The 20,604-nt window shown below is 44.9% G+C and carries 25 protein-coding genes; 8 read left to right on the top strand and 17 right to left on the bottom strand.

Annotated features, from left to right (window positions below; translation table 11 throughout):
* The first annotated feature begins 138 nt into the window (after window positions 1–138).
* The gene (locus tag ICN48_RS05135; RefSeq protein WP_216152625.1) at window positions 139–873 is read left to right on the top strand and encodes a sulfite exporter TauE/SafE family protein; all 735 of its coding nucleotides are present in this window, start codon (window positions 139–141) and stop codon (window positions 871–873) included.
* 53 nt (window positions 874–926) lie between these two features.
* Here the strand turns inward: ICN48_RS05135 and ICN48_RS05130 are convergent, their stop codons facing one another.
* Genes ICN48_RS05130 through ICN48_RS05115 form a run of 4 tightly spaced genes read right to left on the bottom strand, consistent with a single transcriptional unit; the run spans window position 927 to window position 3,280 of the window.
* Window positions 927–1,697 (bottom strand): MipA/OmpV family protein, encoded by a 771-nt coding sequence (locus tag ICN48_RS05130; protein ID WP_216152624.1) that lies wholly within the window; start codon window positions 1,695–1,697, stop codon window positions 927–929.
* Between the two features lie 16 nt (window positions 1,698–1,713).
* Window positions 1,714–2,358 carry a histidine phosphatase family protein gene (locus ICN48_RS05125; RefSeq protein ID WP_216152623.1) on the bottom strand — a complete coding sequence of 215 codons (645 nt, stop codon included), beginning with the start codon at window positions 2,356–2,358 and terminating at the stop codon, window positions 1,714–1,716.
* A 21-nt stretch (window positions 2,359–2,379) separates the two neighbouring features.
* On the bottom strand, window positions 2,380–2,775 hold the full coding sequence (locus tag ICN48_RS05120) for a GNAT family N-acetyltransferase (RefSeq protein ID WP_216152622.1): 396 nt from the start codon (window positions 2,773–2,775) through the stop codon (window positions 2,380–2,382).
* Between the two features lies 1 nt (window position 2,776).
* Window positions 2,777–3,280, bottom strand: coding sequence for an MOSC domain-containing protein (locus ICN48_RS05115; RefSeq protein WP_255539472.1), 504 nt, complete (start codon window positions 3,278–3,280; stop codon window positions 2,777–2,779).
* 77 nt (window positions 3,281–3,357) lie between these two features.
* Between ICN48_RS05115 and ICN48_RS05110 the strand changes: the two genes are divergently transcribed.
* Window positions 3,358–4,230: a DMT family transporter gene (locus ICN48_RS05110; RefSeq protein WP_216152621.1), complete on the top strand. Its 873-nt coding sequence runs from the start codon at window positions 3,358–3,360 to the stop codon at window positions 4,228–4,230.
* 67 nt (window positions 4,231–4,297) lie between these two features.
* Here ICN48_RS05110 and ICN48_RS05105 read toward each other — a convergent pair whose 3' ends face one another.
* The gene (locus ICN48_RS05105) at window positions 4,298–4,480 is read right to left on the bottom strand and encodes a hypothetical protein (protein WP_216152620.1); all 183 of its coding nucleotides are present in this window, start codon (window positions 4,478–4,480) and stop codon (window positions 4,298–4,300) included.
* 128 nt (window positions 4,481–4,608) lie between these two features.
* Between ICN48_RS05105 and ICN48_RS05100 the strand changes: the two genes are divergently transcribed.
* Together ICN48_RS05100 and ICN48_RS05095 are read left to right on the top strand one after the other, a co-directional pair.
* Window positions 4,609–4,845: a DUF2798 domain-containing protein gene (locus tag ICN48_RS05100; RefSeq protein ID WP_216152619.1), complete on the top strand. Its 237-nt coding sequence runs from the start codon at window positions 4,609–4,611 to the stop codon at window positions 4,843–4,845.
* A gap of 7 nt (window positions 4,846–4,852) precedes the next feature.
* Window positions 4,853–5,113, top strand: coding sequence for a hypothetical protein (locus ICN48_RS05095; RefSeq protein ID WP_216152618.1), 261 nt, complete (start codon window positions 4,853–4,855; stop codon window positions 5,111–5,113).
* Window positions 5,114–5,147: 34 nt separating this feature from the next.
* On the opposite strand, the gene ICN48_RS05090 is transcribed toward ICN48_RS05095, so the two are convergent.
* Both ICN48_RS05090 and ICN48_RS05085 read right to left on the bottom strand, forming a co-directional pair.
* The gene (locus tag ICN48_RS05090; RefSeq protein ID WP_216152695.1) at window positions 5,148–6,764 is read right to left on the bottom strand and encodes a peptide chain release factor 3; all 1,617 of its coding nucleotides are present in this window, start codon (window positions 6,762–6,764) and stop codon (window positions 5,148–5,150) included.
* A gap of 69 nt (window positions 6,765–6,833) precedes the next feature.
* Entirely contained in the window at window positions 6,834–7,571 is a 738-nt protein-coding gene (locus ICN48_RS05085; protein ID WP_216152694.1) for a pseudouridine synthase, read from the bottom strand.
* Between the two features lie 112 nt (window positions 7,572–7,683).
* Here ICN48_RS05085 and ICN48_RS05080 point away from each other — a divergent pair, with 112 nt between their 5' ends.
* Window positions 7,684–9,000: a C4-dicarboxylate transporter DctA gene (locus tag ICN48_RS05080; RefSeq protein WP_216152693.1), complete on the top strand. Its 1,317-nt coding sequence runs from the start codon at window positions 7,684–7,686 to the stop codon at window positions 8,998–9,000.
* A gap of 2 nt (window positions 9,001–9,002) precedes the next feature.
* On the opposite strand, the gene ICN48_RS05075 is transcribed toward ICN48_RS05080, so the two are convergent.
* The 4 genes from ICN48_RS05075 to can are packed head-to-tail and all read right to left on the bottom strand — an operon-like array spanning window position 9,003 to window position 12,777.
* Window positions 9,003–10,421, bottom strand: a complete 1,419-nt coding sequence (locus ICN48_RS05075) for a serine/threonine-protein kinase (protein WP_216152617.1) — start codon at window positions 10,419–10,421, stop codon at window positions 9,003–9,005.
* Window positions 10,422–10,426: 5 nt separating this feature from the next.
* The gene (locus ICN48_RS05070; protein ID WP_216152616.1) at window positions 10,427–11,179 is read right to left on the bottom strand and encodes a metallophosphoesterase; all 753 of its coding nucleotides are present in this window, start codon (window positions 11,177–11,179) and stop codon (window positions 10,427–10,429) included.
* A gap of 25 nt (window positions 11,180–11,204) precedes the next feature.
* A complete protein-coding gene (locus ICN48_RS05065; protein ID WP_216152615.1) occupies window positions 11,205–12,104 on the bottom strand; it encodes a lipid A biosynthesis acyltransferase in 900 nt (299 codons plus the stop codon).
* A 1-nt stretch (window position 12,105) separates the two neighbouring features.
* The gene (can, locus tag ICN48_RS05060) at window positions 12,106–12,777 is read right to left on the bottom strand and encodes a carbonate dehydratase (protein WP_216152614.1); all 672 of its coding nucleotides are present in this window, start codon (window positions 12,775–12,777) and stop codon (window positions 12,106–12,108) included.
* 22 nt (window positions 12,778–12,799) lie between these two features.
* On the opposite strand from can, the gene ICN48_RS05055 reads away from it, so the two are divergent.
* Complete coding sequence (locus tag ICN48_RS05055) at window positions 12,800–13,096, top strand: DUF167 domain-containing protein (protein WP_216152613.1); 297 nt, start codon at window positions 12,800–12,802, stop codon at window positions 13,094–13,096.
* Between the two features lie 14 nt (window positions 13,097–13,110).
* On the opposite strand, the gene ICN48_RS05050 is transcribed toward ICN48_RS05055, so the two are convergent.
* Window positions 13,111–14,007 (bottom strand): aspartyl/asparaginyl beta-hydroxylase domain-containing protein, encoded by an 897-nt coding sequence (locus ICN48_RS05050; RefSeq protein ID WP_216152692.1) that lies wholly within the window; start codon window positions 14,005–14,007, stop codon window positions 13,111–13,113.
* A 157-nt stretch (window positions 14,008–14,164) separates the two neighbouring features.
* Here ICN48_RS05050 and ICN48_RS05045 point away from each other — a divergent pair, with 157 nt between their 5' ends.
* Together ICN48_RS05045 and ICN48_RS05040 are read left to right on the top strand one after the other, a co-directional pair.
* Window positions 14,165–14,530, top strand: coding sequence for a hypothetical protein (locus ICN48_RS05045; protein ID WP_216152612.1), 366 nt, complete (start codon window positions 14,165–14,167; stop codon window positions 14,528–14,530).
* A gap of 77 nt (window positions 14,531–14,607) precedes the next feature.
* Window positions 14,608–14,928, top strand: coding sequence for an HU family DNA-binding protein (locus ICN48_RS05040; protein WP_150114176.1), 321 nt, complete (start codon window positions 14,608–14,610; stop codon window positions 14,926–14,928).
* Window positions 14,929–15,018: 90 nt separating this feature from the next.
* Here the strand turns inward: ICN48_RS05040 and rodA are convergent, their stop codons facing one another.
* Genes rodA through ICN48_RS05015 form a run of 5 tightly spaced genes read right to left on the bottom strand, consistent with a single transcriptional unit; the run spans window position 15,019 to window position 20,592 of the window.
* A complete protein-coding gene (rodA, locus tag ICN48_RS05035) occupies window positions 15,019–16,170 on the bottom strand; it encodes a rod shape-determining protein RodA (RefSeq protein WP_216152611.1) in 1,152 nt (383 codons plus the stop codon).
* Complete coding sequence (gene mrdA, locus ICN48_RS05030; protein WP_216152610.1) at window positions 16,152–18,059, bottom strand: penicillin-binding protein 2; 1,908 nt, start codon at window positions 18,057–18,059, stop codon at window positions 16,152–16,154. Before mrdA ends, rodA begins: the two co-directional genes overlap by 19 nt.
* Before the next feature lie 8 nt (window positions 18,060–18,067).
* A complete protein-coding gene (gene mreD, locus ICN48_RS05025) occupies window positions 18,068–18,592 on the bottom strand; it encodes a rod shape-determining protein MreD (RefSeq protein ID WP_216152609.1) in 525 nt (174 codons plus the stop codon).
* Window positions 18,589–19,524 (bottom strand): rod shape-determining protein MreC, encoded by a 936-nt coding sequence (gene mreC, locus ICN48_RS05020; protein ID WP_216152608.1) that lies wholly within the window; start codon window positions 19,522–19,524, stop codon window positions 18,589–18,591. The genes mreD and mreC overlap by 4 nt, the downstream gene beginning before the upstream one ends.
* A 24-nt stretch (window positions 19,525–19,548) precedes the next feature.
* Window positions 19,549–20,592 (bottom strand): rod shape-determining protein, encoded by a 1,044-nt coding sequence (locus ICN48_RS05015; protein WP_068319852.1) that lies wholly within the window; start codon window positions 20,590–20,592, stop codon window positions 19,549–19,551.
* Window positions 20,593–20,604 lie beyond the last annotated feature (12 nt).

The raw sequence follows: 20,604 nt of genomic DNA, 5'->3' as shown, positions 1-20,604 counted from the left end.
GCTGAATGGTTGTCTCGCCAGCACCACTTCTCCTGACGGAGTGAACTGCAACTATTCACAAGATAAACCGCTATGGGAAATGCCTCTAGCCTGCCAGGGGCGCTGATATTTCTAAAAAAATAATTGAGATAAGCAAGTTTGTCTGATCTTATTTTGCAGGCTCTAGTACTCGGCTCTCTCGGGCTAGGTGCCGGCGTATTGGGTGGCGTCATTGGCTTTGGAACCACCATCATATTAATGCCCGCCCTAGTTTATTTTTATGGACCCATCCAGGCAATCCCGGTAATAGCTTTGGTAGCTACCGTAGCAAATCTTTCGCGTATTTTCTTGTGGTGGAGTGTCATTCAATGGCGAGTTTGCTTTGTCTATGGCCTGACGGCAATTCCATTTACCGTGCTTGGTGTTAATACTCTAGTGCAGCTTGACGAGCGCCTAATTGAAATAACACTAGGAATATTTTTAATATTACTCATTCCGATTCGTCGTTGGATGCGCAAAAAGAATTTTTACTTAAAGCTTTGGCAGATGGCTCTCGTCGGGGCTGGTATTGGGTATTTGACCGGCATTGTTGCTACTACAGGCGCTATTAATACACCTTTCTTTTTGGCTTATGGCTTAAGCAAAGGGGCTTTCCTGGGTACTGAGGCAGCTAGTACGTTATCAATCTTGTTTACTAAAGGCATTACTTTTCACCAGTTAGGTTTTCTCAACACAATGGCTATTATTCAAGGTCTATTGATTGGAAGCTGTGTTTTGGCTGGCTCCATTTTTTCCAAAAAAATTGTCTTGGCGTTGCCTGAGAAGAAATTTTTATTGCTCATGGAGCTGGTCATGTTGATCTCAGGACTTTCCATCCTGGCAATGTCTTTTTAAGATCGCATCAGATCAAAATAAATAGTCTCTAACAGGCAGCCTATTTCTTCTGCCTACTCAAAGCGATAAGCAAGCGCCATAAAAATATTGCCTTGAAATGAGCGATTCATGACGGGACTGTTATTGATTCCACCACCCATCCATTTGCGCTTGCCATAAATATTGATATACCAGTTATCCACTACCGGAATTTCTACTACTAGGCCTGCCATGAGGTTGTTTGTTGCTGGAGCGCTATAGGCTGCATAGCCAGTCAGGCTCGACTCCCCAGGGTTGATGCCATAGTAATAATTGGCATACTGACTAGATTGCCGTTCTATGCCAATTTGAGGGTAGATCATCACTTTTTTGTAGGTTTCAAGCTCGGCGAAATATAAAAATTCATATAGCGCCCCTTTTGACTTTCCAAAGTCGTGATAGGCGTTTATAAAAAATCCGCCAATAGGTGTTTCTTGAAAAGTTCCTAGTCCTAAAGGAATTGGATCGCTTCGATTAATTGAGTTTCCATTAATCGAGGACTTCACTTTATAGGTATCTAAATTTACTTTTCCGATTACCTCAAAGTAGCCATAACCCATCTTAAAAGTCTTAACACCCACTTCATCAATGCGAACAAATAAACGTTGATAGTCAGCGAAGGCATAAGGTAAGACTAGGGACTGAGTGCCTTCAGTCCCAATGTGTAAATTAGAGGTATAAAAAGCTGCGCCGATATTTCCCACAATACGATCTGGTAGCTCATCTGGGACGTCAGTCATTGCATAGCCAGGATTGCACGCCAAAGAAGCAATAAAAAGTGCAGTTACCAGGGAAAGTAATTTCATGCGTAGATCATAGACTCTAGAGATCTAGATTATCTAAGGCCAAGTCTTCAAGGTGGCTTGTATCACCCCAGCCATCCACCTTCCATGCATGTCCATCATGGCTAATCCAGTTAAGCGAAGCATTGGGCACTGCAACTGCTTTTTCTTCATGCAATGGCTGATTACTTGCAAGTCTGTACATCATGTCTAATGCACCGCCATGACTTACCAGCAAAATAGTTTTACCTGAGTGTTGCACTCGAATTTTTTCAAGCGCAGTTTCAATGCGATTTGCAAATTGCCGAATACTTTCACCATCACCTAAGCGCTCTTCAATATTTCTGCTGAGGTGAGACTTCCAAAGCTCTGGCTCGCGTATTGGAGCCTCATCGGTAGTCAGCCCTTGTAATGCACCAAGATGTCGCTCTCTCAGGGCTGAATTAGTTATTGCCGATGTTTTAAATAATGCTTCGATAGCTCTAGCGGTCTTGGCTGCACGCTGGAGATCACTCGTGTATAAAACATCAAACTGCAAATTGATTCTTTTGAGGGCATGCGCCATTTGATTTGCTTGGGCGAGGCCTCTAGTATTTAGATCGATATCAGTATGACCTTGCAGGCGGCGTGCTGCATTCCAGTCGGTTTCACCATGGCGCACTAAACAAAATCGAGTAATAGTCATGCGGCAATGATAAAGACTTAATTATTTTTTGAGAGTCCAAGCACGTGGATTGTGCTCAAAACCAATATGTTCGTAGTAATCATTTGCCTTGGGTGCTGCCAAAAGCACAATCATGCATTCAGGGCCTAGTAGCACTTTGGTTTCTTCAATGAGCTGTTTGCCAATACCAGAGCGTTGATATTGTTCGTCAACTGCTAAATCCGCAAGATAGGCTACATAAGAAAAATCCGTTAGCGAGCGAGAAATGCCTACGAGCTTTGCCCCATCCCACGCAGTAACTGTGAGATTTGCATTTTTGAGCATGGCCTCAAATGTTTGGACATTGTGAATTGGGCGCCGCTCACCAAGAGTAGAGCGCTTATACAGATCAATAGCTTGCTCAGCAGTAATGAATGCATCGTTGCGGTATGCAATCATGTCACTTTCCATTTTGTTGGAATAGTTTGTCACCAACAGCAAGAGTTCCCGAATTAAGGATCTTGGCTCTAATGCCGCCCCGTCTTTCAAATGCCTCCATGAAGCTAGGTCTGCTCAATAGCTGGGCGGGCCGCTCACAGGGGGTACAAAGCTCGGTGCCCAATAGTTGTAGGCTGCCCAGTTGAAACGACCGCCCTACTAGTGCATTTAACTCCTCAGCGGTAATGTCTTCAAGCACGATATTGCGGCGTGTTTCCGCTCCGTCAAAGGCGGGTTCATCGCCAGCCATTAGCCAGTCATTTGCTATCTCAATGCCTGATAAGGCTATTAGGCTGATATGCCTTACTTTTATTGGCTGGACGGCTGAAAATGCACCTATACCTAGGGCATAACGATCACCTTCAATACCCAGGCCAGCATTGACTTTGGCATGACTAACAGATTGCATTGGCGCACCTGCAGAGGTAGCAAGATAAATGGCTTGAATATGGGCGGTCGATTTCATAAGAATTGCTTACATATTATAACCCGTGCATTGAGGATTGTTAATACAATTAATCCACTATTAGATAAAGGGTGACGGTGAATAAAGAAAGCAAGGGAATGCTGATTGGGTTTATCGGCATCCTGATTTTTAGCTTAACGCTGCCAGTTAGCAAGATTGCTGTTTTAAGTTTTGACCCCTATTTCATTGCTTACGGTAGGGCAACTTTAGCTGGGCTTGTTGCGTTGGCGTATCTTATTTATAAAAAAGAGCCTATACCTGGCAAAGTCGATTTTATAAAATTTGTAGTCATTGCCCTAGGCGTAGTATTCGGATTTCCCATCTTTACTACCGTAGCCATGGCCCATGGATCCTCGTCACATGGCGCAGTCATCTTGGGGATGATGCCGCTCGCTACAACAGTTATTGGAGTTCTTCGCTTTAAAGAGCGTCCCTCCTTAGGATTTTGGTTGGTATCCCTGCTGGGCGCGGGCTTAGTTGTGATGTATGCCTTACTAAAAAACGCCGGCAGCTTTACTTATATTGATGGCCTTCTAGTTCTTGGCGGAATCAGTGCATGTATTGGTTATGTTGAGGGTGGCGAGCTCTCCAGAAAGATGAATCCTCGCGCCGTCATTTCTTGGGCCCTGGTTATTTCATTGCCAGTAAATATTTTGATGACTTGGCTTACTTACAGTCCAGATTACATAGCTGCAGGAGCTATTGCTTGGACTAGTTTTATTTACCTGAGTTTGTTCCCAATGTTTCTGGGCTTCTTCTTTTGGTACGAGGGGCTTGCGGTTGGTGGTATTGCGAGGGTTAGCCAAGTACAGTTGATTCAACCTTTTTGCACGCTAGTGGCCGCTAGCATTTTGCTTGATGATTCGCTTACGGTAATGAATTTAATCTTTGCCATGCTAGTCGTATCGACAGTCATCCTTGGAAAAAGAATGCTGGTTAAAAGAGTTTAGAAGTACCCAGTCTATTGAGGTGCTGAAATTAAAAAGCCCCGCTTATTTGATTGGCGGGGCTTTTTAATTATGCGGCAACAGCTGGACGTTTCTTAAGTGCTCGTAAAATTTTGCCTTTTTCTTTAGGCTTAGTGCTTGATTCTAATAACTTAGTAAGCTGTGCTGCATTCAGGGGCCCTAAGCGGGCTTTTCCTGTCTTGGTGAGCATAGAGTCATTTTTTCTGGTTCTTTGATTTTGGCCTACAGCCATGGAGTTTTCCTAGAGTAATGGAATGATGAATCTCAAAGACTTTCTCAAGAGATTCCCCTGTCTAGGGCGCACAATAGTGATCACAGTCCAGAATAACAGTTAACAAGCGCAGACGCTATGATGATGTCATGATCAATCTACCCAACCTTATTTTTGCCTTAGTCATGGGCTGCTTAATGTCTTTGAGCATTACTCTAGCCACTACATTTGTTCGAGCTGGCCTTACAGAAAATTTCTTCTGGGTTTGGCTTGACGTGTGGCTGGTAGCTTATCCAGTAGCGATTGTTTGCATCTTGATATACAAGCCGTTAGCCAGCAAAATAACTGCACAGCTTATGAAAGCGCTAGGTTTTAATAAGCCTTAAATTTAATATGAAAGATCCTTACATGAATGCATCGATGAAAATTTTTATCTTGAGCCTAGCCTGTATATCTATGCTGGGAGCTTGTGCTGCGGTGTATACCGATGCATCAGATACAAATCACGTGACTTTTCTCAATAGCAGCGGTGAGTCAATCGACCAGTTAACTCAGAAGGCTAGCGCCTATTGCGCCCAGTATGGCAAGGTTGCCTCATTTAGAAGTAGCGATAGTCAGCTCGTTGTCGTCTTTGATTGCAAAACAACGCGTTAACCAATAGGGCAATCTAGAAAATGAACTGCCCTAATTAACCAGCCAAATCGGATTGATAAATTAGACCGGCATGCTCTCTGAGGGCATGGAATTGAATAGACTCCCAGCGTTGTTGGGCAACGTCTAGTTCTGATTTGTGTGACGCCAAGAATACAGACGCTCCCACCACATCTTCGGCCATACGGTGGATATTTTCTTGGGTAAATTTTTTCAACGCCACAGGATCATCCGAGCTAACCCAGCGTGCCAAGTTATAGCGGGCTGGTAGAAGACGCACTTCTGCGCCATATTCCGTCTGAAGGCGATGGCTCACCACTTCAAATTGAAGTTGGCCAAACGCGCCAAGCAACATGGTGCCACCGGCCATAGGCCTAAAGACCTGAATTGCACCCTCTTCTCCCAATTGCATTAGTCCAGTGCGCAATTGTTTTGAGCGCAATGGATCTGCAGACTCAACCATGCGGAAAATTTCTGGAGCAAAGAATGGCAAGCCAGTAAATTGCAATTGCTCACCTTCGGTCAGGGTATCACCTAGGCGCAGTAAGCCATGATTGGGGAGGCCGATGATGTCACCTGGAAAGGCTTCATCCAAAATATCGCGCCTTTGTGACAAAAATGAAAGTGCATTATTGGTGCGCACCTCTTTACCATTTCGGCAAATCTTTAATTTCATGCCGCGCTGAAAATGCCCAGAGCAGATACGTAGAAAAGCAACACGGTCGCGGTGTGCTGGATCCATGTTTGCTTGAATCTTGAACACTACCGCTGAGAATTTATTTTCTGCAGGGCTTACTTCCCTTTGCAGTGCTTTGCGCGATCCTGGTGATGGCGCAAGCTCAACTAATGTGTTGAGAATCTCGCGCACGCCAAAGTTATTGATCGCAGAGCCAAAGAAAACGGGTGACTGACGGCCTGCCAAGAAGGCCTCAAGATTAAATGCAGGCATCGCTTCTTTGATGAGCTCTACTTCAGTCAAAGCAATTTCAAGGTCAGTACCAAGCCGCTCTTTAAGGGCTGGATCATGCACATCAACTACAGCGTGAGAATCTTCAGTCACACGATCTTCGCCTGCTTTAAACATCCGCATACGCATGTTGGCAATATCGATAACACCCGCAAAAGATTTGCCCATACCTACTGGCCAAGTAAAAGGGACTACTTCAATGCCAAGCGCTGTTTCAATCTCATCCATTAACTCCATCGGAGGCTTGACCTCACGATCCATCTTATTAATGAATGTGACGATAGGTGTGTTGCGTGCACGGCAAACTTCAAGCAAGCGTAGGGTTTGAGATTCAACGCCATTAGCAGCATCGATCACCATAAGTGCTGAATCAACAGCAGTAAGAACTCGATAGGTATCTTCCGAGAAGTCTTGGTGCCCAGGTGTATCCAATAAGTTAATGATGCAATCGCGGTACTCCATCTGCATTACCGAGCTCGCTACTGAAATACCCCGTTGCTTTTCAATCTCCATCCAGTCAGATGTTGCGTGACGACTTGCTTTGCGAGCTTTAACGCTCCCTGCAATTTGAATAGCTCCTGCGTAAAGCAATAATTTTTCAGTAAGCGTCGTTTTGCCTGCATCTGGGTGAGAGATGATGGCAAAGCTACGGCGTCTAAGTACTTCTGCGCCTGGAGTGCTGGAGATAAGAGTTTCGATGGGAATTCTGCGCTGATTAATCTAGGTTCGGACGCAATTATAAGGGTGCGAGGCCGTTCAGAACTGCTCTTCAGGCCTTACATAGCGCCATTGACCCGGAGGTAGCGGACCTAGGGAGATACGACCCATTCTGACGCGCTTTAGCCCTAAAACTTTAAGGCCCACCATTTCACACATCCGACGAATTTGACGTTTACGACCTTCTCGCAACACAAAGCGAAGTTGATCTTCGTTTTGCCAGCTAACTTGTGCGGGTTTGAGCTCCACACCATCAAGCGATAGGCCATGACGTAGGCGATCCAAATCTTCGAAAGAAAGTAGTCCCTCAACGCGTACTAAATATTCTTTTTCAATGGGACTATTTTCGCCAATCAATAATTTGGCAATGCGACCATCCTGAGTCAGGACCAGCATGCCTGTGGAGTCAATATCTAGGCGACCTGCAGGCGCCAACCCTTTAGTGTTAAAGCGAGGGTTTCTGCCCTTATCCATCGGGCTGGCAAAGTAGTTTTCGGGTGTGATCAAGGAAGCAGCTGGTTGGTATTCCTGTTCATCGTCATAGTGAGAGATATAACCAACAGGCTTGTTAAGGATGACGGTGATGCGGGATGCTTGTTGCGCTTTGGCGCCCGATTGCAATTCAATCTTTTGATGGCGGTACGCACGCGTACCCAGCTCATTGACTACTTCGCCATCTACGGTCACTAAACCTTGCTCAATATAAGAGTCTGCTTCTCGACGTGAGCAAAGACCTAGCTCTGAGAGTAATTTTGAGACGCGTACTTTTTCTTCCATCCCTGCATTATCCAATATGAAGGCCATTTCCTAGCCTAGAGTTAATATGTCATCAGCCGAGATGAAAAATACCTGCTAATAACTAAATAAAGGATATCGAAATGACCGTTACATTAAAAAACCACCTTTTTATAAAATCCTTTATTTTCAAGTACTTACAGCAGTTCTAATTGGTGTTTTATTGGGCCATTTTTACCCTAGCTTAGGTACAGAAATGAAGCCTTTTGGCGATGCCTTCATTAAAGGCATCAAGATGTTAATTGCCCCCATTATTTTCTGTACGGTTGTGCTTGGTATCGCCGGCATGGAAGATATGAAGAAGGTTGGTAAAACGGGCGGACTAGCCCTTTTGTATTTTGAGATCGTGAGTAGCATTGCTTTGGTAGTGGGGTTGGTCGTGGTTAATCTGCTCCAGCCAGGTGCGGGTATGAACATCGATCCAGCAAGTTTGGACACGAAAGGAATTGCTGCATATACCGGGCCGGGGAAGATGGGCACCACCACCGATTTCTTAATGAACATCATCCCGAGCAGTGCAGTAGATGCATTTGCTAAGGGTGAAATTTTGCAAGTCCTTTTCATTGCAATATTGTTTGGATTTGCACTGCATAAGTTCGGCGGTCGCGGAACATTGGTGTTTGACTTAATTGAAAAATCATCACACGTTCTTTTTGACATGATTGGCGTCATCATGAAGTTTGCGCCTATTGGCGCTTTTGGCGCAATGTCATTCACTATTGGTAAATATGGCATAAGCTCTTTGTTCTCATTGGGCAAATTAATGGGTGCGTTTTATTTAACCTGCTTGCTCTTTGTATTTATTGTCTTAGGGCTTATTGCGCGATTTAATGGGTTTAATATTTTTAAATTCGTTCGCTACATTAAAGAAGAGCTATTAATTGTTTTGGGGACTTCATCTTCTGAATCTGTCTTGCCGCGCATGATGGAAAAAATGGAGCTATTGGGCGCCAAGAAAACCTGTGTTGGTCTCGTCATTCCAACAGGATATTCATTCAACCTAGATGGCACTTCTATTTATCTCACTATGGCCGCAGTATTTATTGCACAAGCAACCAATACGCCTATGACACTCATGCAAGAGGTCACACTTTTGCTGGTTCTGTTACTAACATCTAAAGGCGCTGCAGGTGTAACTGGTAGCGGATTTATTGTGTTGGCCGCCACTCTTTCTGCTGTCGGAGATGTGCCGGTTGCAGGTTTAGCGATTATCTTGGGCATTGATCGCTTTATGTCCGAGGCACGGGCATTAACTAATTTGGTTGGCAATGGCGTGGCCACTATTGTGGTTGCTAAGTGGACTGGTGAACTAGACCAAAAGCAATTAACTAGCGTGCTCAATCGAGATAACTGGATTGAGGCGCAAGAGCCTGAGCTCATCTTGGATCAAAAGCAAGACAAAATGCGCTGAGTTTAAGTCCTGACAATATGCACGCTGCAGGGGGCTTCCTCGACAATCTTAGTCATGGAAGTTCTCCAAGGCGTTACCTTGTTTGGTAGCTTATGTGATGCTCCAATCAAGATAAGAGAAGCGTCATTATCTTTAGCAAACTCCACGATTCGAGAGGCCGGATCAAGGGCCTCTAGTACGTGATAAGAAATTCTTTCTGGCGGTAGCTTAAGTGGTTTTGCCCAATCCATCAGCTGTACTAAATGGCCGCGCACAATGCCACTCGCAGTTTCATTTTCTTGATTGCCCTCGAAGGTGGGTGTGCTGCTAATAGTGCTGATACAAACCAAGCGACTCTCAGGGTAGGCATGAAGTAAGTTCTTCGCAGTATTTTGCATGCGTTCACGTAAGCCTTCACCCGACTGGCGAGTATCAATCGCAGCAATCATTAGCGGCGCATCAAAATTGCCCATGCTGGGGCGCGGGCTTGGGGAGGGCTCGTAGCCCGCAGCCTTGAACATACCTTTGAGGTTTTGCCAAAAGCTAGGCGGCTCAACTCGGTCAGCGCGCTCAGTGAGCGTAATACCCTCTGGGTCTCGTAAAACTTGTCGTAAACGCGCAGCACTTTGATAACGATCTGCAGCCCGCGGTTCTAAGCATCTGAGTACTACCTCTTGTAACCAGCGAGGGATTTCTCTGCGAATGGCGCGCGGAGGAAATGCTTCGGCCCACATTCTTTTGCGCAGACCGCTCATTGTTTGGGGGTTGCCAAACGGTAGCTCACCGGTCAGCAATTCATACATGATTGCGCCAATTGAGAATATGTCGCTACGAGAATCTGAGCGAATTCCAACTACTTGTTCTGGAGAAATGTATGGTGCCGACCCAACACCTTTGCGCATTTCCTCAGCAAGCAAATCGGGATATCGGGCGTGGTGCGATAGACCAAAATCAATGAGCGTTAGCTTACCTTTGTCATCGACCAAAATATTTTCAGGTTTGATATCTAAGTGAATAGCATCTTGTGAGTGCAAAGACTGAACGGCTTGCGCAAGATCTGCGCCAATGCGAACAACTTCATCAATCGTAAATACTTTTCCTTCTTTGATGTAGTCCTCTAGCGGGCGACCTTCAACTCTTTCCATTGCAATATATGGACGCGTAGCCATATTGCCAGATCCTAAGTATTTAGGTACATAGGGACTTTTTAGTGAGCGCAAGATCGTAAGTTCGGTTTCAAAGCCGATCAAGCTTTCCACGGGCTGGTCTTTGCCAACGCGTGGAATTTTTAGCAGAATGGGTATATCTACACCTTCTTTCGTTGCCGAAAAGAGACTAGCCATACCTCCGCGATGCACTTCCTTGCCTAAGACAAACCCGTCTACTACTTTGCCCTCTTGGAATATATCGTCTACTGCTTCAATATCTGTATTGATTGCCATTAATTTTATTTGCCGGTAATAAGGCGATTTGCCAGGTCTTCTGGCAGACCGGCGCGACGCACTTTATCTGCGGCGGTAAAGTAGTCGTAGGCTTCGCGATGAAACGTGAGAACTTCAGACTCGGGTTCAAATACGGCAAAGCATGCTTCAGGATTGCCATCTCTGGGCTGACCAAGCGAACCTACAACGCCTACCCATTGTCGATGGTGAAGTACGGGTATTTCGTCGCCAGGGTGTGGTGCAAAGCGAATCAATTTCCCAACGGCACTTTGATAAAAAAGCGCTTGCTCGTGCGCATGACCAACAAAGGTATAGCTTTTCCCAGAGTTTTGTGCGCATTGCCATGCACTCATGCTGTCAGTAATGTAATTCCAGTCAGATGGATTGTGTGCTGAGGCGTGCACAAAGCAGATATTTTCTTCTTGAACTATGAGCGGAAGATTCTTAAGAAAATCTACATGATGTTTTTTTAGTTGTGACTTAGTCCAATCAATTGCGGCGTTAGCATTCGCATTCATTTGATCACGACTATCTTTAAAAATAGCCTCATCATGATTGCCTAGGATAGCAATGGCTTTTTTATCTTCCACGAGCGATGCGATGCGATCAATGACCGCCACCGGGTCGGCATTGTAGCCTACAAGGTCACCATTAAATACCATGCGCGTTACGCCAAGCTCTTCTGCCCGAGCCATGCAGGCTTCAAAGGCTTCTAAATTACTGTGGAGATCGGCAAATAGCCCAATACGTTCGGTCATCCCTCAATGATAGGACAAATGACCTTTATTTAGAAGCGCTATAGGGGCTTGGGCCGCTATCTGGTGGGTTTTTGAAGCGCTTGTGTACCCAGTAGTATTCGGCCGGCCTCAGACGAATTTCAGTTTCAAAATATTGATTCAGGCGTGCTGTATCTGTCTTAGGGTCTATCCCTGGAAAGTTTTCTATAGGCTTTCTAATTTCGCAAAGATAGCCAGATTCATCGGGCTTTAATGTGGTGGTCATCAAGCAAACATCGGCACCAGTAATTTTTGCCAAACGGGAGATGGTAGTGATGGTGTTGGTCTGAATTCCAAAAAAAGGGACAAATTCAGAATCTTTGAGGCCAAGATCAATATCGGGCGCAATGATGATGAAGTCTCCATTGCGAATTTCTCGAATGATTGCCTTCGCATTGCCTTGTCGATCAATGGAGTTGCCGCCAAAACGATTGCGCCAATCAATAATCTTTTTATTGAAGAATGGATTTTTCATTCTTTGAAAAAAACCAGAAGTGCGCGGCCAATGCTTTTCTTTGGAAAGAGCGCTCAAAATAATGCTGCCCTCAATGCCTGTGAAATGCATGTTGACAAGGATGCGCGGTTTTTTGCTGGAGAGATCTACTGCTGATCTCACTTCAATCATATTGCTGAGCTGTTTTGAGCTGCCGCACCAGATAATACTTTTTTCTACTAGGCTCCGCCCAAGCAATCGCCAATGCTCCTTGGCAAGATCATCTATTTCGGTTGCGTTTAATTTTGGAAAACATAAATGGAGATTTGTTTTAACTACTCGATTTCTATCGCTCGGAATGCGAGCGGCTATATAGCCAAGGCTATAGCCAATAGAAACTAAAAGCTTGTATGGGAGTATTGCAAGGAGCGCAAGAAAACCAACTCCCAGGTAGTTCAATAATGACTTAAGCAAATTAGTTGTGTTCTGATTCGTAGCGCTTTACTGATTTGGCATAACGCTCTGTCATCTCTTCAATAGAGCTGCACGACATTCCCAAATCATTTACTAAGCCAGTTTCTAGACGGTAAGCCCAGCCATGCACAGTCAGATCTTGCCCGCGGGCCCAGGCATCCTGCACGATAGTTGTTTCACATACGTTAACAACTTGCTCAATGACATTGAGTTCGCAAAGTCGATCTTGACGTTTGGGTGTTGGAATCGCATCGCCCAAATAACGTTCATGTTTTTGATGAACGTCCTTCACATGACGCAACCAATTATCAGCAAGGCCTACTCGCTTTTCCGTTAGTGCTGCATGGACTCCGGAGCAGCCATAGTGACCAACTACCAAAATGTGTTTCACCTTAAGTAAATCAATAGCAAATTGAATAACCGACAAGCAATTTAAATCAGTATGAACGACTACGTTTGCAACATTTCGGTGAACAAATAATTCGCCAGGCAGTAAATTCACAATTTCATTTGCCGGTACTCGGCTATCGGAGCAACCAATCCATAGATATTCGGGGGCTTGCTGTGAAACGAGGCGCTTAAAGAAGTTAGCATCTTCTGCGACCATACTTGCGGCCCAGGCACGATTATTGGAAAATAGCTGTTCTAAAGCTTGAGAATTCTTCATCGTCATGCTTTCAGTTTAAAGTACTTTAATGACGCCTAATTGGTTAAAACAAACCCCTACTGGAATTATCTTAAATTTACATTGCCAACCAGGAGCAAAGGTAACCAAGGTCGTTGGCCTTCATGATGGTTGCCTCAAAATTTCTCTCAAGGCGCCGGCCCTCGAAAATAAGGCCAATGAGCTTTTATTGGCGTGGCTTTCAAAGCAGTTAAGGGTGCCCCAAAAGCAGATTCAATTTGTTTCCGGCCAAAATAGTCGTCAGAAACGAGTAGAAATCTGGGGCCCCATTGGTCCGGAGCAAATTATTCAGGTATTGAGCCCATAAAACTCAGGCTTGGGTTACCAGAAAATAGCCCACAAAATTCCCAGAATGAGAACCCACTTACCCACGTAATAAACAGAACGATGTTTTGCTTTTAGCTTTTTAGCTTGGGCACGAAGATGGTAAAAATAGGTAAACAGAACATTTACAAAACCTATTTTTTCACCTTCAACGTTTTGGGATGAAGCGGCACTCATGACATAACGCCCAAACCAGCGATTAAATAACTCGACTACCTTGGTATACACAGGACGCTCCACATCGCAAAACAAGATGATTCTTTGTTGATCTGTTTCATTTGCGGCGAAATGAATATAGGTCTCATCAAACATGACCGCTTCGCCATCTTTCCAGAAATAACGTTCCCCATCGACATTGATAAAGCATTTAGGATCATTGGGTGTCACTAGGCCAATGTGATAACGCAAGGAGCCGGCATAGGGGTCGCGGTGGCGTACAAGCGTTGCGCCGGGCGGTAGAGAGGCGAACATAGCAGCTTTGACTGAGGGGATAGATTTTAGGAGCGCCACTGTTTTAGGGCACTTTGCTTGGGCTGACGGCACCTCTTGTCCATACCAGCAAAGGTGAAAACGCTTCCAGCCAGTGCGAAAAAAGGAATTAAAGCCAATATCGTTATAACCAGTGGCGGCTGCAATCGAGCCACCTTCTTGCAAGGAAAGCGCCTCTTGACGAATCATTTCCCAGTTATCTTGGATGGGTTTCATTTCGGGAAATTGATTTACTGGAATATAAGCACCAGGCTTTACTTTCGAGAATAGATATAAAAGTGCATTTACTGGCGCCAAAAGTACTTGATAGTCAGTAAGAGATCTGACAAGCCCGAAACGAACTGTGCCGCGAAAATAAACATAGATTGCAGAGGCTACAAAAATAAAAAAGATGATGTGGCGAATTTCCATGGACTTTGTCTAATTAAGGTAATTGCTAGTATTTTAATTTGTATGTCGCAGCCAATTAGACTATTTCTTCGACTGGTATGCTCATATACTGCGTATAGAAAATATCAGTACCCGATAAGGGTTTGTGTGTAGATCTACCAAGGAAATTCTGATGAATAGCTTTATAAAGTGGCTCTTAAGCCTTGTTTTAATTGGGTTAGTGGGTATTTCAGTTTATACATGGGTAATGCTAACTTGGAGCTACGGAAGTGGTGAGCGCGCAGGATATGTGCAGAAATTCTCTAATCGTGGCTACATATGCAAAACCTGGGAAGGTGAATTGGCCATGGTTTCTATGCCGGGCACGATGTCGGAAAAATTCCTTTTTACGGTACGTGAAGATGCTGTGGCGCAAAAAATAAATGCTAATTTAGGCAAAAAGGTTGCCCTAAAGTATGAGCAACACATTGGTTTGCCAACTACTTGTTTTGGCGATACCGAGTATTTTGTTTCTGATATCACCGTTTTGGATGAGTAATTTGTAGTCGTATTAAAAAATTGCTGTAACGCAACTTTATTTTTATAATTTTTTGTGGTTAAAATCATGTAAGCGCAATGTGCGCTGACATCAATATCTATAAGGAGCTTCACTTGAACAAAGCCGAACTAATCGCAGCGATTGCTGACGACGCGGAGATCTCTAAAGCTAAAGCTGAATTCGCGTTGAATTCTGCTATCGAGACAATCATTAAAGCTGTTACTAAGGGTGACTCAGTACAACTGATCGGCTTTGGTACTTTTGCTTCTGGCAAGCGTGCTGCACGTATGGGTCGTAACCCAAAAACTGGCGAGCCACTCAAAATTGCTGCTGCAAAAACTGTTAAGTTTTCTGCCGGTAAAGCATTTAAAGATTCAGTTAACAAGCGTAAGAAGTAATTCTTCCTTTGTTGATAAAAAAGCCCGGTATGCCGGGCTTTTTTATTTTCTCAGAATCTGAATAAATATAAACACCTTAGCCCATTAATGTTAGCTTTGCACTAAACGACGGTGACGATGAATACTCATCAGTATTCCAGCTCCAAAACCGAGTGTTACAAGCGCAGTGCCACCATAACTAATGAATGGTAGCGGCACACCAACAACTGGCAATAAACCACTCACCATGCCGATATTCACAAATGCATAGGTAAAGAAAATTAAAGTAACTGCTGCGCCAAGCAATCTTGTAAATAAATTGGGTGCGCTGGCGGCGATAGCAAGACCGCGCTTAATCAATGCGAAGAAAAGCCCTAGTAACACTAAGTTGCCTAGCAAGCCAAACTCTTCTGAAAAAACAGCAAATACAAAGTCGGTATGTTTTTCTGGAATAAATTCCAAATGTGCTTGAGTTCCTTGGAACCACCCTTTGCCAAAGAATCCGCCAGAGCCAATTGCAATCATCGACTGAATTGTGTGAAAACCTTTTCCTAGGGGATCGCTTGTAGGGTCTAGCAAAGTACAGATACGATGCTTTTGATAGTCATGAACAAATGGCCACACCACATCACGAGCACAAATGGTGCTGCCGAAAATAATAATCAACAAAATACCTACAACGCCAAGCCCTACAAATGGAAGAATCCACTTCCAAGGCAGCCCTGCCAAAATAATGACATAGAGACCAGCAGCAAAAACAAGCAGGGCAGTTCCCAAGTCTGGTTGCCGCGCAATTAAAAAGACAGGAATCGCCAATATGATTGCAGCGACCCCATAGTCCCAAGATTTTTGAATGCCTTCACGCTTCTGAAAGTACCAGGAGAGCATTAGCGGCATTGCGATCTTCATAATTTCAGATGGTTGGATCACAAAGCCGATATTGAGCCAACGACGCGCACCTTTTTTAATTAATCCAAATACAGCAACCGCAACTAAAAGAGCAATACCAAAACCATAAATCCAAACTGCCCCCATCTCCAACCATTTGGGTGGAATGCGTGAGACAACCCACATCACCACAAAAGAAAGTGCAAGATTGCGCAACTCATCTGCAATTTGCACAGGGGTATTTTGGGAGGCAGATAAAAATGTAAAAAAGCCAACAGCCGCTAAGCCAAGCAGAATAAGGCCTAGCTGGCGATCTAAACCAGAAAATATACTGAAGAAAAATCCTTTAACTTTTATTAAGGGGCTCTTTTCCATTCAGGAACCTCCTTGGGCCACTTGCCCTCAATGTAGTAGTCCAATGCTTGACGTGCAATCGGAGCAGCATACTGCGCGCCGAAGCCTGCGTTCTCTACAACCATCGCAATCACAATGGTTGGCTTATCTGCTGGAGCAAATGCAATATACAAGGCATGGTCGCGCAAAAATTCTGCTGTGGATCCATGTTTGTAATCTTTAGAGTTCAAGCTAAATACCTGTGCGGTTCCGGTCTTTCCACCCACTTGATATCCAGTGCCCTTAAATGCAGCTGCAGATGTGCCAGAGTTATTAACCTCGACCATGGCCTTCTTGATCACTTCAATATTCTCAGCATTGAGATCGATGCGATAACTTTCTTTTGGCGTTGTTAGCACTCTGTTGCGAGTAAATGGATCTTCAATTGCTTTGACTAGATGGGGCTTCATCACAATGCCGTTATTAGCAACGTTTGCCATAGCGTGAGCTAGTTGCAAAATGGTAAAGGCGTTATAGCCTTGGCCAATACCAAGAGAGATCGTTTCGCCTTCGTACCATTTTTGCTGCTCAGGCTTTTTAAAGGTATTTTTCTTCCACTCTGTGGATGGTAGAACGCCTCTTGCTTCACCTTGCAAATCAATGCCGGTAATTTGACCGAAACCTAATGGTTTCATAAAGTCGTGCATCATGTTGACGCCCATATCTCGCGCAAGCATGTAGTAATAAGTGTCGCAAGATTCAACGATCGACTTTTGCATATCGACAATTCCGTGTCCGCCTTTTTTGTCGTCACGGAAAGTGTGATTACCAAAGTCAAAGTAACCAGGATCAGAAATAGTTTGTGATGGCGTACGCTTTTTATTTTCTAAAGCTGCAAGCGCCATAAAGGGTTTATAAGTTGAGCCCGGTGGGTAGATGCCTTTAAGTGGCCGGTTATAGAGCGGCTTTTGTGGCGAGTCGTTGAGTTCTTTCCAGGTTACAGAATCAATGCCCTCAACAAAGTCATTTGGATTGAAGTTAGGCTTAGAAACAAAAGCTAATACGTCACCCGTCTCTGGTTCAATCGCTACAAATGCACCGCGGAAATTGCCATACAGTTGCTCGACTAAATATTGCAACTTGATATCAACTGAGAGAACAACATTTTTACCGGGAACCGATGGCGAGCTTGAAAGCGTACGCACTGGTTTGCCGCCTGCTGTAATTTCCACTTGATCGTATCCGGGTACGCCGCGCAAAACAGTTTCATAACTTTGCTCTAGACCAATCTTGCCAACATACTGAATGCCTGGCAAAAAAGAGGTCTGCAATGCATCGGGATCATCTACTTTTGCGCCCTCAATTTCGGCCTGCATACGCTCCTTATCTTTTTGGGAAACGCGGCCAATATAGCCAATCAGATGGGAGGCTAATTCGTTGTATGGGTACTCCCGAAAGCTTCTAGCGCGGATTTCAACTCCTGGAAAGCGGTAGCGATTGGCCATAAAACGGGCTGTTTCGGTCTCGTTAAGCATAGATCGCAAGGGAATGGTGCCCATATTGCGGGAATCCTCAAGGGATCGCTTGAAATTACGACGATCTCGAGGGGAAATATCAATGATTTCAGAGAGATCGCTAATGAGTTGATCAACATTCCCTTTCACCTCTTCAGCATTGACGTCTAAAGTAAGTGCAGAATAATTTCGACCAATGACGATGCCATTGCGATCAATTAAAAGGCCGCGGTTTGCAGGTGCTGGAACCAAAGCAATGCGATTACTTTCGGCTAGCAGTGCATATTTCCCATGGCTTACGAGTTGCAACCATACAAGGCGGGTAATGAGCAGCAAGAAGCAAAAAGTGACAAATAGAGTCGCAATATGAATGCGCTCTTGAAATGAGTCGAGGTCCGGTTTTTTAAAAGAAACCATACTACTTCTTAGAGGGGTCGATTGTGATCAACATCTACAGGACGACGCTGCGGTGCAAGCAAAATACGTGTAGCAAATGGCCATAGTATTGCTTCAATCAGCGCCTGAATGGCGCCTGTTAAGGCCCACCAATAGAGTTCGCCGCTGAGTAGCCAATGCACCAATACCGGAAACAGGGATACCAACAAGAAAATAGGAAGCAGGTGCAGGGCTTGCGAGAGAACGGTGAGAGCCACAATGCGTCTGTGCCATGAGATAGCAAGGTAGGCGACTAGGGAATAGCTAAAGGCGTGCAATCCTAATAAATCGGAATTATGTACATCCATCATCAAGCCCAAAATGAAGGCAGTGATGACGCTGACATAACGATGCTGATGAATATTCCAAAACACAATGCACAGAATTAACCAATCTGGCACCCAACCATAATTGCCTATAGGCAATAGGTTTAATAGCAGCGCACAAAATAAGCTGAAATAGATAAAGACCGGATTTACCGGGCGCAAAATATAGCCGCTCTGGAAATCGATCATTGCATTCCTCGCGCACGAGTTTGGCGTCTGCCTGGTGCATTGGTCAAAGGCGCGCCAGAAGCGGATTTGTTATTTGTCGTTGATGCCTTCGCATCAAACTGGGGGTCATACAACAGGGCAAGCGCTTGACGATAGCGATTGACTGCAGCAACTGGAACGCAGAATACATTGGAAGAGTTTTTATCGGCATTACGTTCAATTTTGCTAATGACAGCAACCGCAAAGCCCGGCGGGTAAACGCCATCAATTCCTGAGGTTAGCAAAATATCCCCAACCTCCAGATCGCTAGCTACTGGTAAATAACGTAACTCCAGGGGATTGCCTCGCCCTGCGCCAAATACAGCAGCACGAAGTCCATTACGTGCGACTTGGACGGGAACCGCAAAATCACGGTCTTCAAGCAGGGAAACTTCAGCTGAGCGCTCATACAGGCGGACTACCTGGCCCAGGATTCCGGAGTCATTGGCAATCGGGTTGCCAAGCTTGAGGCCATCATTACTACCGCGATTGATAACGATGCGTTGTGAAATCGGATTGGGAGGATTAAATAGAATTTCTACTGGTAATGTTTTGAATGGAACCTGTTTTTGTAGAGTCATTAACTCACGCAGGTTTTGGTTTTCCACCATCAAAAATTCAGATTGATTTGCGAGCAAAGAAAGTTCCGCTTGCCGTACTTTCATCACTTGGTTTTCTTGATCAAGAGTTGATCTCGTTGTGAAATATTCAGATGCTGCTTCGAATGCATTTCGTGGCGCCATCATCACATATTCCAATGGACGCAGAACCCAATTGACGTTGTTGCGGATTGGATCGAGTGCTTTAAAGCGATAATCGATCAGCATCAGAGCAATGCTGATCGACAGACAGACAATCAGTTTAAGTAAGGCCGGAATGCCCTGTCTGAAAAGTGGTGGAGCGCTATGTTGCAATTCCCTGTTCGACGTGTATGTCGCTTACTCGTGCGAGAACACTCCGCCTAACTTATCCATGCGCTCAAGTGCAATACCGCAACCGCGAGCCACGCAAGTTAATGGATCTTCTGCTACGTGAATTGGCAAACCAGTTTCTTCAAGCAGAAGGCGATCAAGGTCACGCAATAAGGCGCCGCCGCCCGTTAGCATCATGCCGCGTTCGGCAATATCGGACGCCAGCTCAGGCGGGATCTGCTCGAGAGCTGCTTTTACTGCAGTCACGATTTGATTCAATGGATCGGTCAGAGCTTCCAAAATTTCATTGCTCGTAACGGTAAAGCTGCGTGGGATACCTTCGGAAAGATTGCGACCTTTTACTTCCATCTCGCGCACTTCAGCGCCAGGGAAAGCAGAGCCAATTGTTTTCTTGATCAACTCAGCAGTTTGTTCACCAATCAACATGCCGTAGTTACGGCGAATGTAATTGGTAATGGCTTCATCAAACTTATCGCCACCAACACGAACGGAACCTTTGTAGACCATGCCACCCAATGACATCACACCAACTTCAGTCGTGCCACCACCAATGTCTACAACCATTGATCCAGCAGCTTCTGAAACGGGTAAGCCAGAACCAATTGCAGCTGCCATCGGCTCTTCAATCAAAAACACTTGTGATGCACCGGCACCCAATGCAGATTCGCGAATCGCGCGACGCTCAACCTGGGTAGATCCGCAAGGAACGCAAATGATGATGCGTGGGCTTGGTTTTAATAATTTGCTTTCATGCACAAGCTTGATAAATTGCTTGAGCATTTGTTCGGTAATCGTGAAGTCGGCAATCACGCCGTCTTTCATTGGGCGAATTGCCTCAATATTCCCTGGAACACGACCCAACATCGCTTTTGCCTCTTTGCCGACGGCCAAAATGGTCTTTTTGCCGTTTGGACCTCCTTCTTGGCGAATTGCCACAACAGAAGGTTCATCGAGGACAATACCCCGCTCACGCATATAAATTAGAGTGTTTGCGGTTCCTAGGTCGATGGCTAGGTCATTAGAAAAGTAGCTGCGGAAAAAACCAAACATGATGTAGTGGGA

The organism is Polynucleobacter sp. JS-Safj-400b-B2 (assembly GCF_018881975.1).
In the GTDB taxonomy this organism is placed as follows: domain Bacteria; phylum Pseudomonadota; class Gammaproteobacteria; order Burkholderiales; family Burkholderiaceae; genus Polynucleobacter.
Note: the sequence above shows the minus strand (reverse complement) of the source record. Positions and strands in the feature narration are given on the sequence as shown.

Coding starts and splice junctions, on each gene's coding strand:
- ICN48_RS05105 (WP_216152620.1), bottom strand. CDS start 4,480: ATGGCTGTAGGCCAAAATCAAAGAACCAGAAAAAATGACTCTATGCTC.
- can (WP_216152614.1), bottom strand. CDS start 12,777: ATGACGATGAAGAATTCTCAAGCTTTAGAACAGCTATTTTCCAATAAT.
- ICN48_RS05085 (WP_216152694.1), bottom strand. CDS start 7,571: ATGGAAGAAAAAGTACGCGTCTCAAAATTACTCTCAGAGCTAGGTCTT.
- ICN48_RS05045 (WP_216152612.1), top strand. CDS start 14,165: ATGAATAGCTTTATAAAGTGGCTCTTAAGCCTTGTTTTAATTGGGTTA.
- ICN48_RS05115 (WP_255539472.1), bottom strand. CDS start 3,280: ATGAAATCGACCGCCCATATTCAAGCCATTTATCTTGCTACCTCTGCA.
- ICN48_RS05120 (WP_216152622.1), bottom strand. CDS start 2,775: ATGATTGCATACCGCAACGATGCATTCATTACTGCTGAGCAAGCTATT.
- rodA (WP_216152611.1), bottom strand. CDS start 16,170: ATGGAAAAGAGCCCCTTAATAAAAGTTAAAGGATTTTTCTTCAGTATA.
- ICN48_RS05015 (WP_068319852.1), bottom strand. CDS start 20,592: ATGTTTGGTTTTTTCCGCAGCTACTTTTCTAATGACCTAGCCATCGAC.
- ICN48_RS05125 (WP_216152623.1), bottom strand. CDS start 2,358: ATGACTATTACTCGATTTTGTTTAGTGCGCCATGGTGAAACCGACTGG.
- ICN48_RS05095 (WP_216152618.1), top strand. CDS start 4,853: ATGAAAGATCCTTACATGAATGCATCGATGAAAATTTTTATCTTGAGC.
- ICN48_RS05055 (WP_216152613.1), top strand. CDS start 12,800: ATGACGCCTAATTGGTTAAAACAAACCCCTACTGGAATTATCTTAAAT.
- ICN48_RS05040 (WP_150114176.1), top strand. CDS start 14,608: ATGTGCGCTGACATCAATATCTATAAGGAGCTTCACTTGAACAAAGCC.
- mrdA (WP_216152610.1), bottom strand. CDS start 18,059: ATGGTTTCTTTTAAAAAACCGGACCTCGACTCATTTCAAGAGCGCATT.
- ICN48_RS05130 (WP_216152624.1), bottom strand. CDS start 1,697: ATGAAATTACTTTCCCTGGTAACTGCACTTTTTATTGCTTCTTTGGCG.
- mreD (WP_216152609.1), bottom strand. CDS start 18,592: ATGATCGATTTCCAGAGCGGCTATATTTTGCGCCCGGTAAATCCGGTC.
- ICN48_RS05075 (WP_216152617.1), bottom strand. CDS start 10,421: ATGGCAATCAATACAGATATTGAAGCAGTAGACGATATATTCCAAGAG.
- ICN48_RS05100 (WP_216152619.1), top strand. CDS start 4,609: ATGATCAATCTACCCAACCTTATTTTTGCCTTAGTCATGGGCTGCTTA.
- ICN48_RS05070 (WP_216152616.1), bottom strand. CDS start 11,179: ATGACCGAACGTATTGGGCTATTTGCCGATCTCCACAGTAATTTAGAA.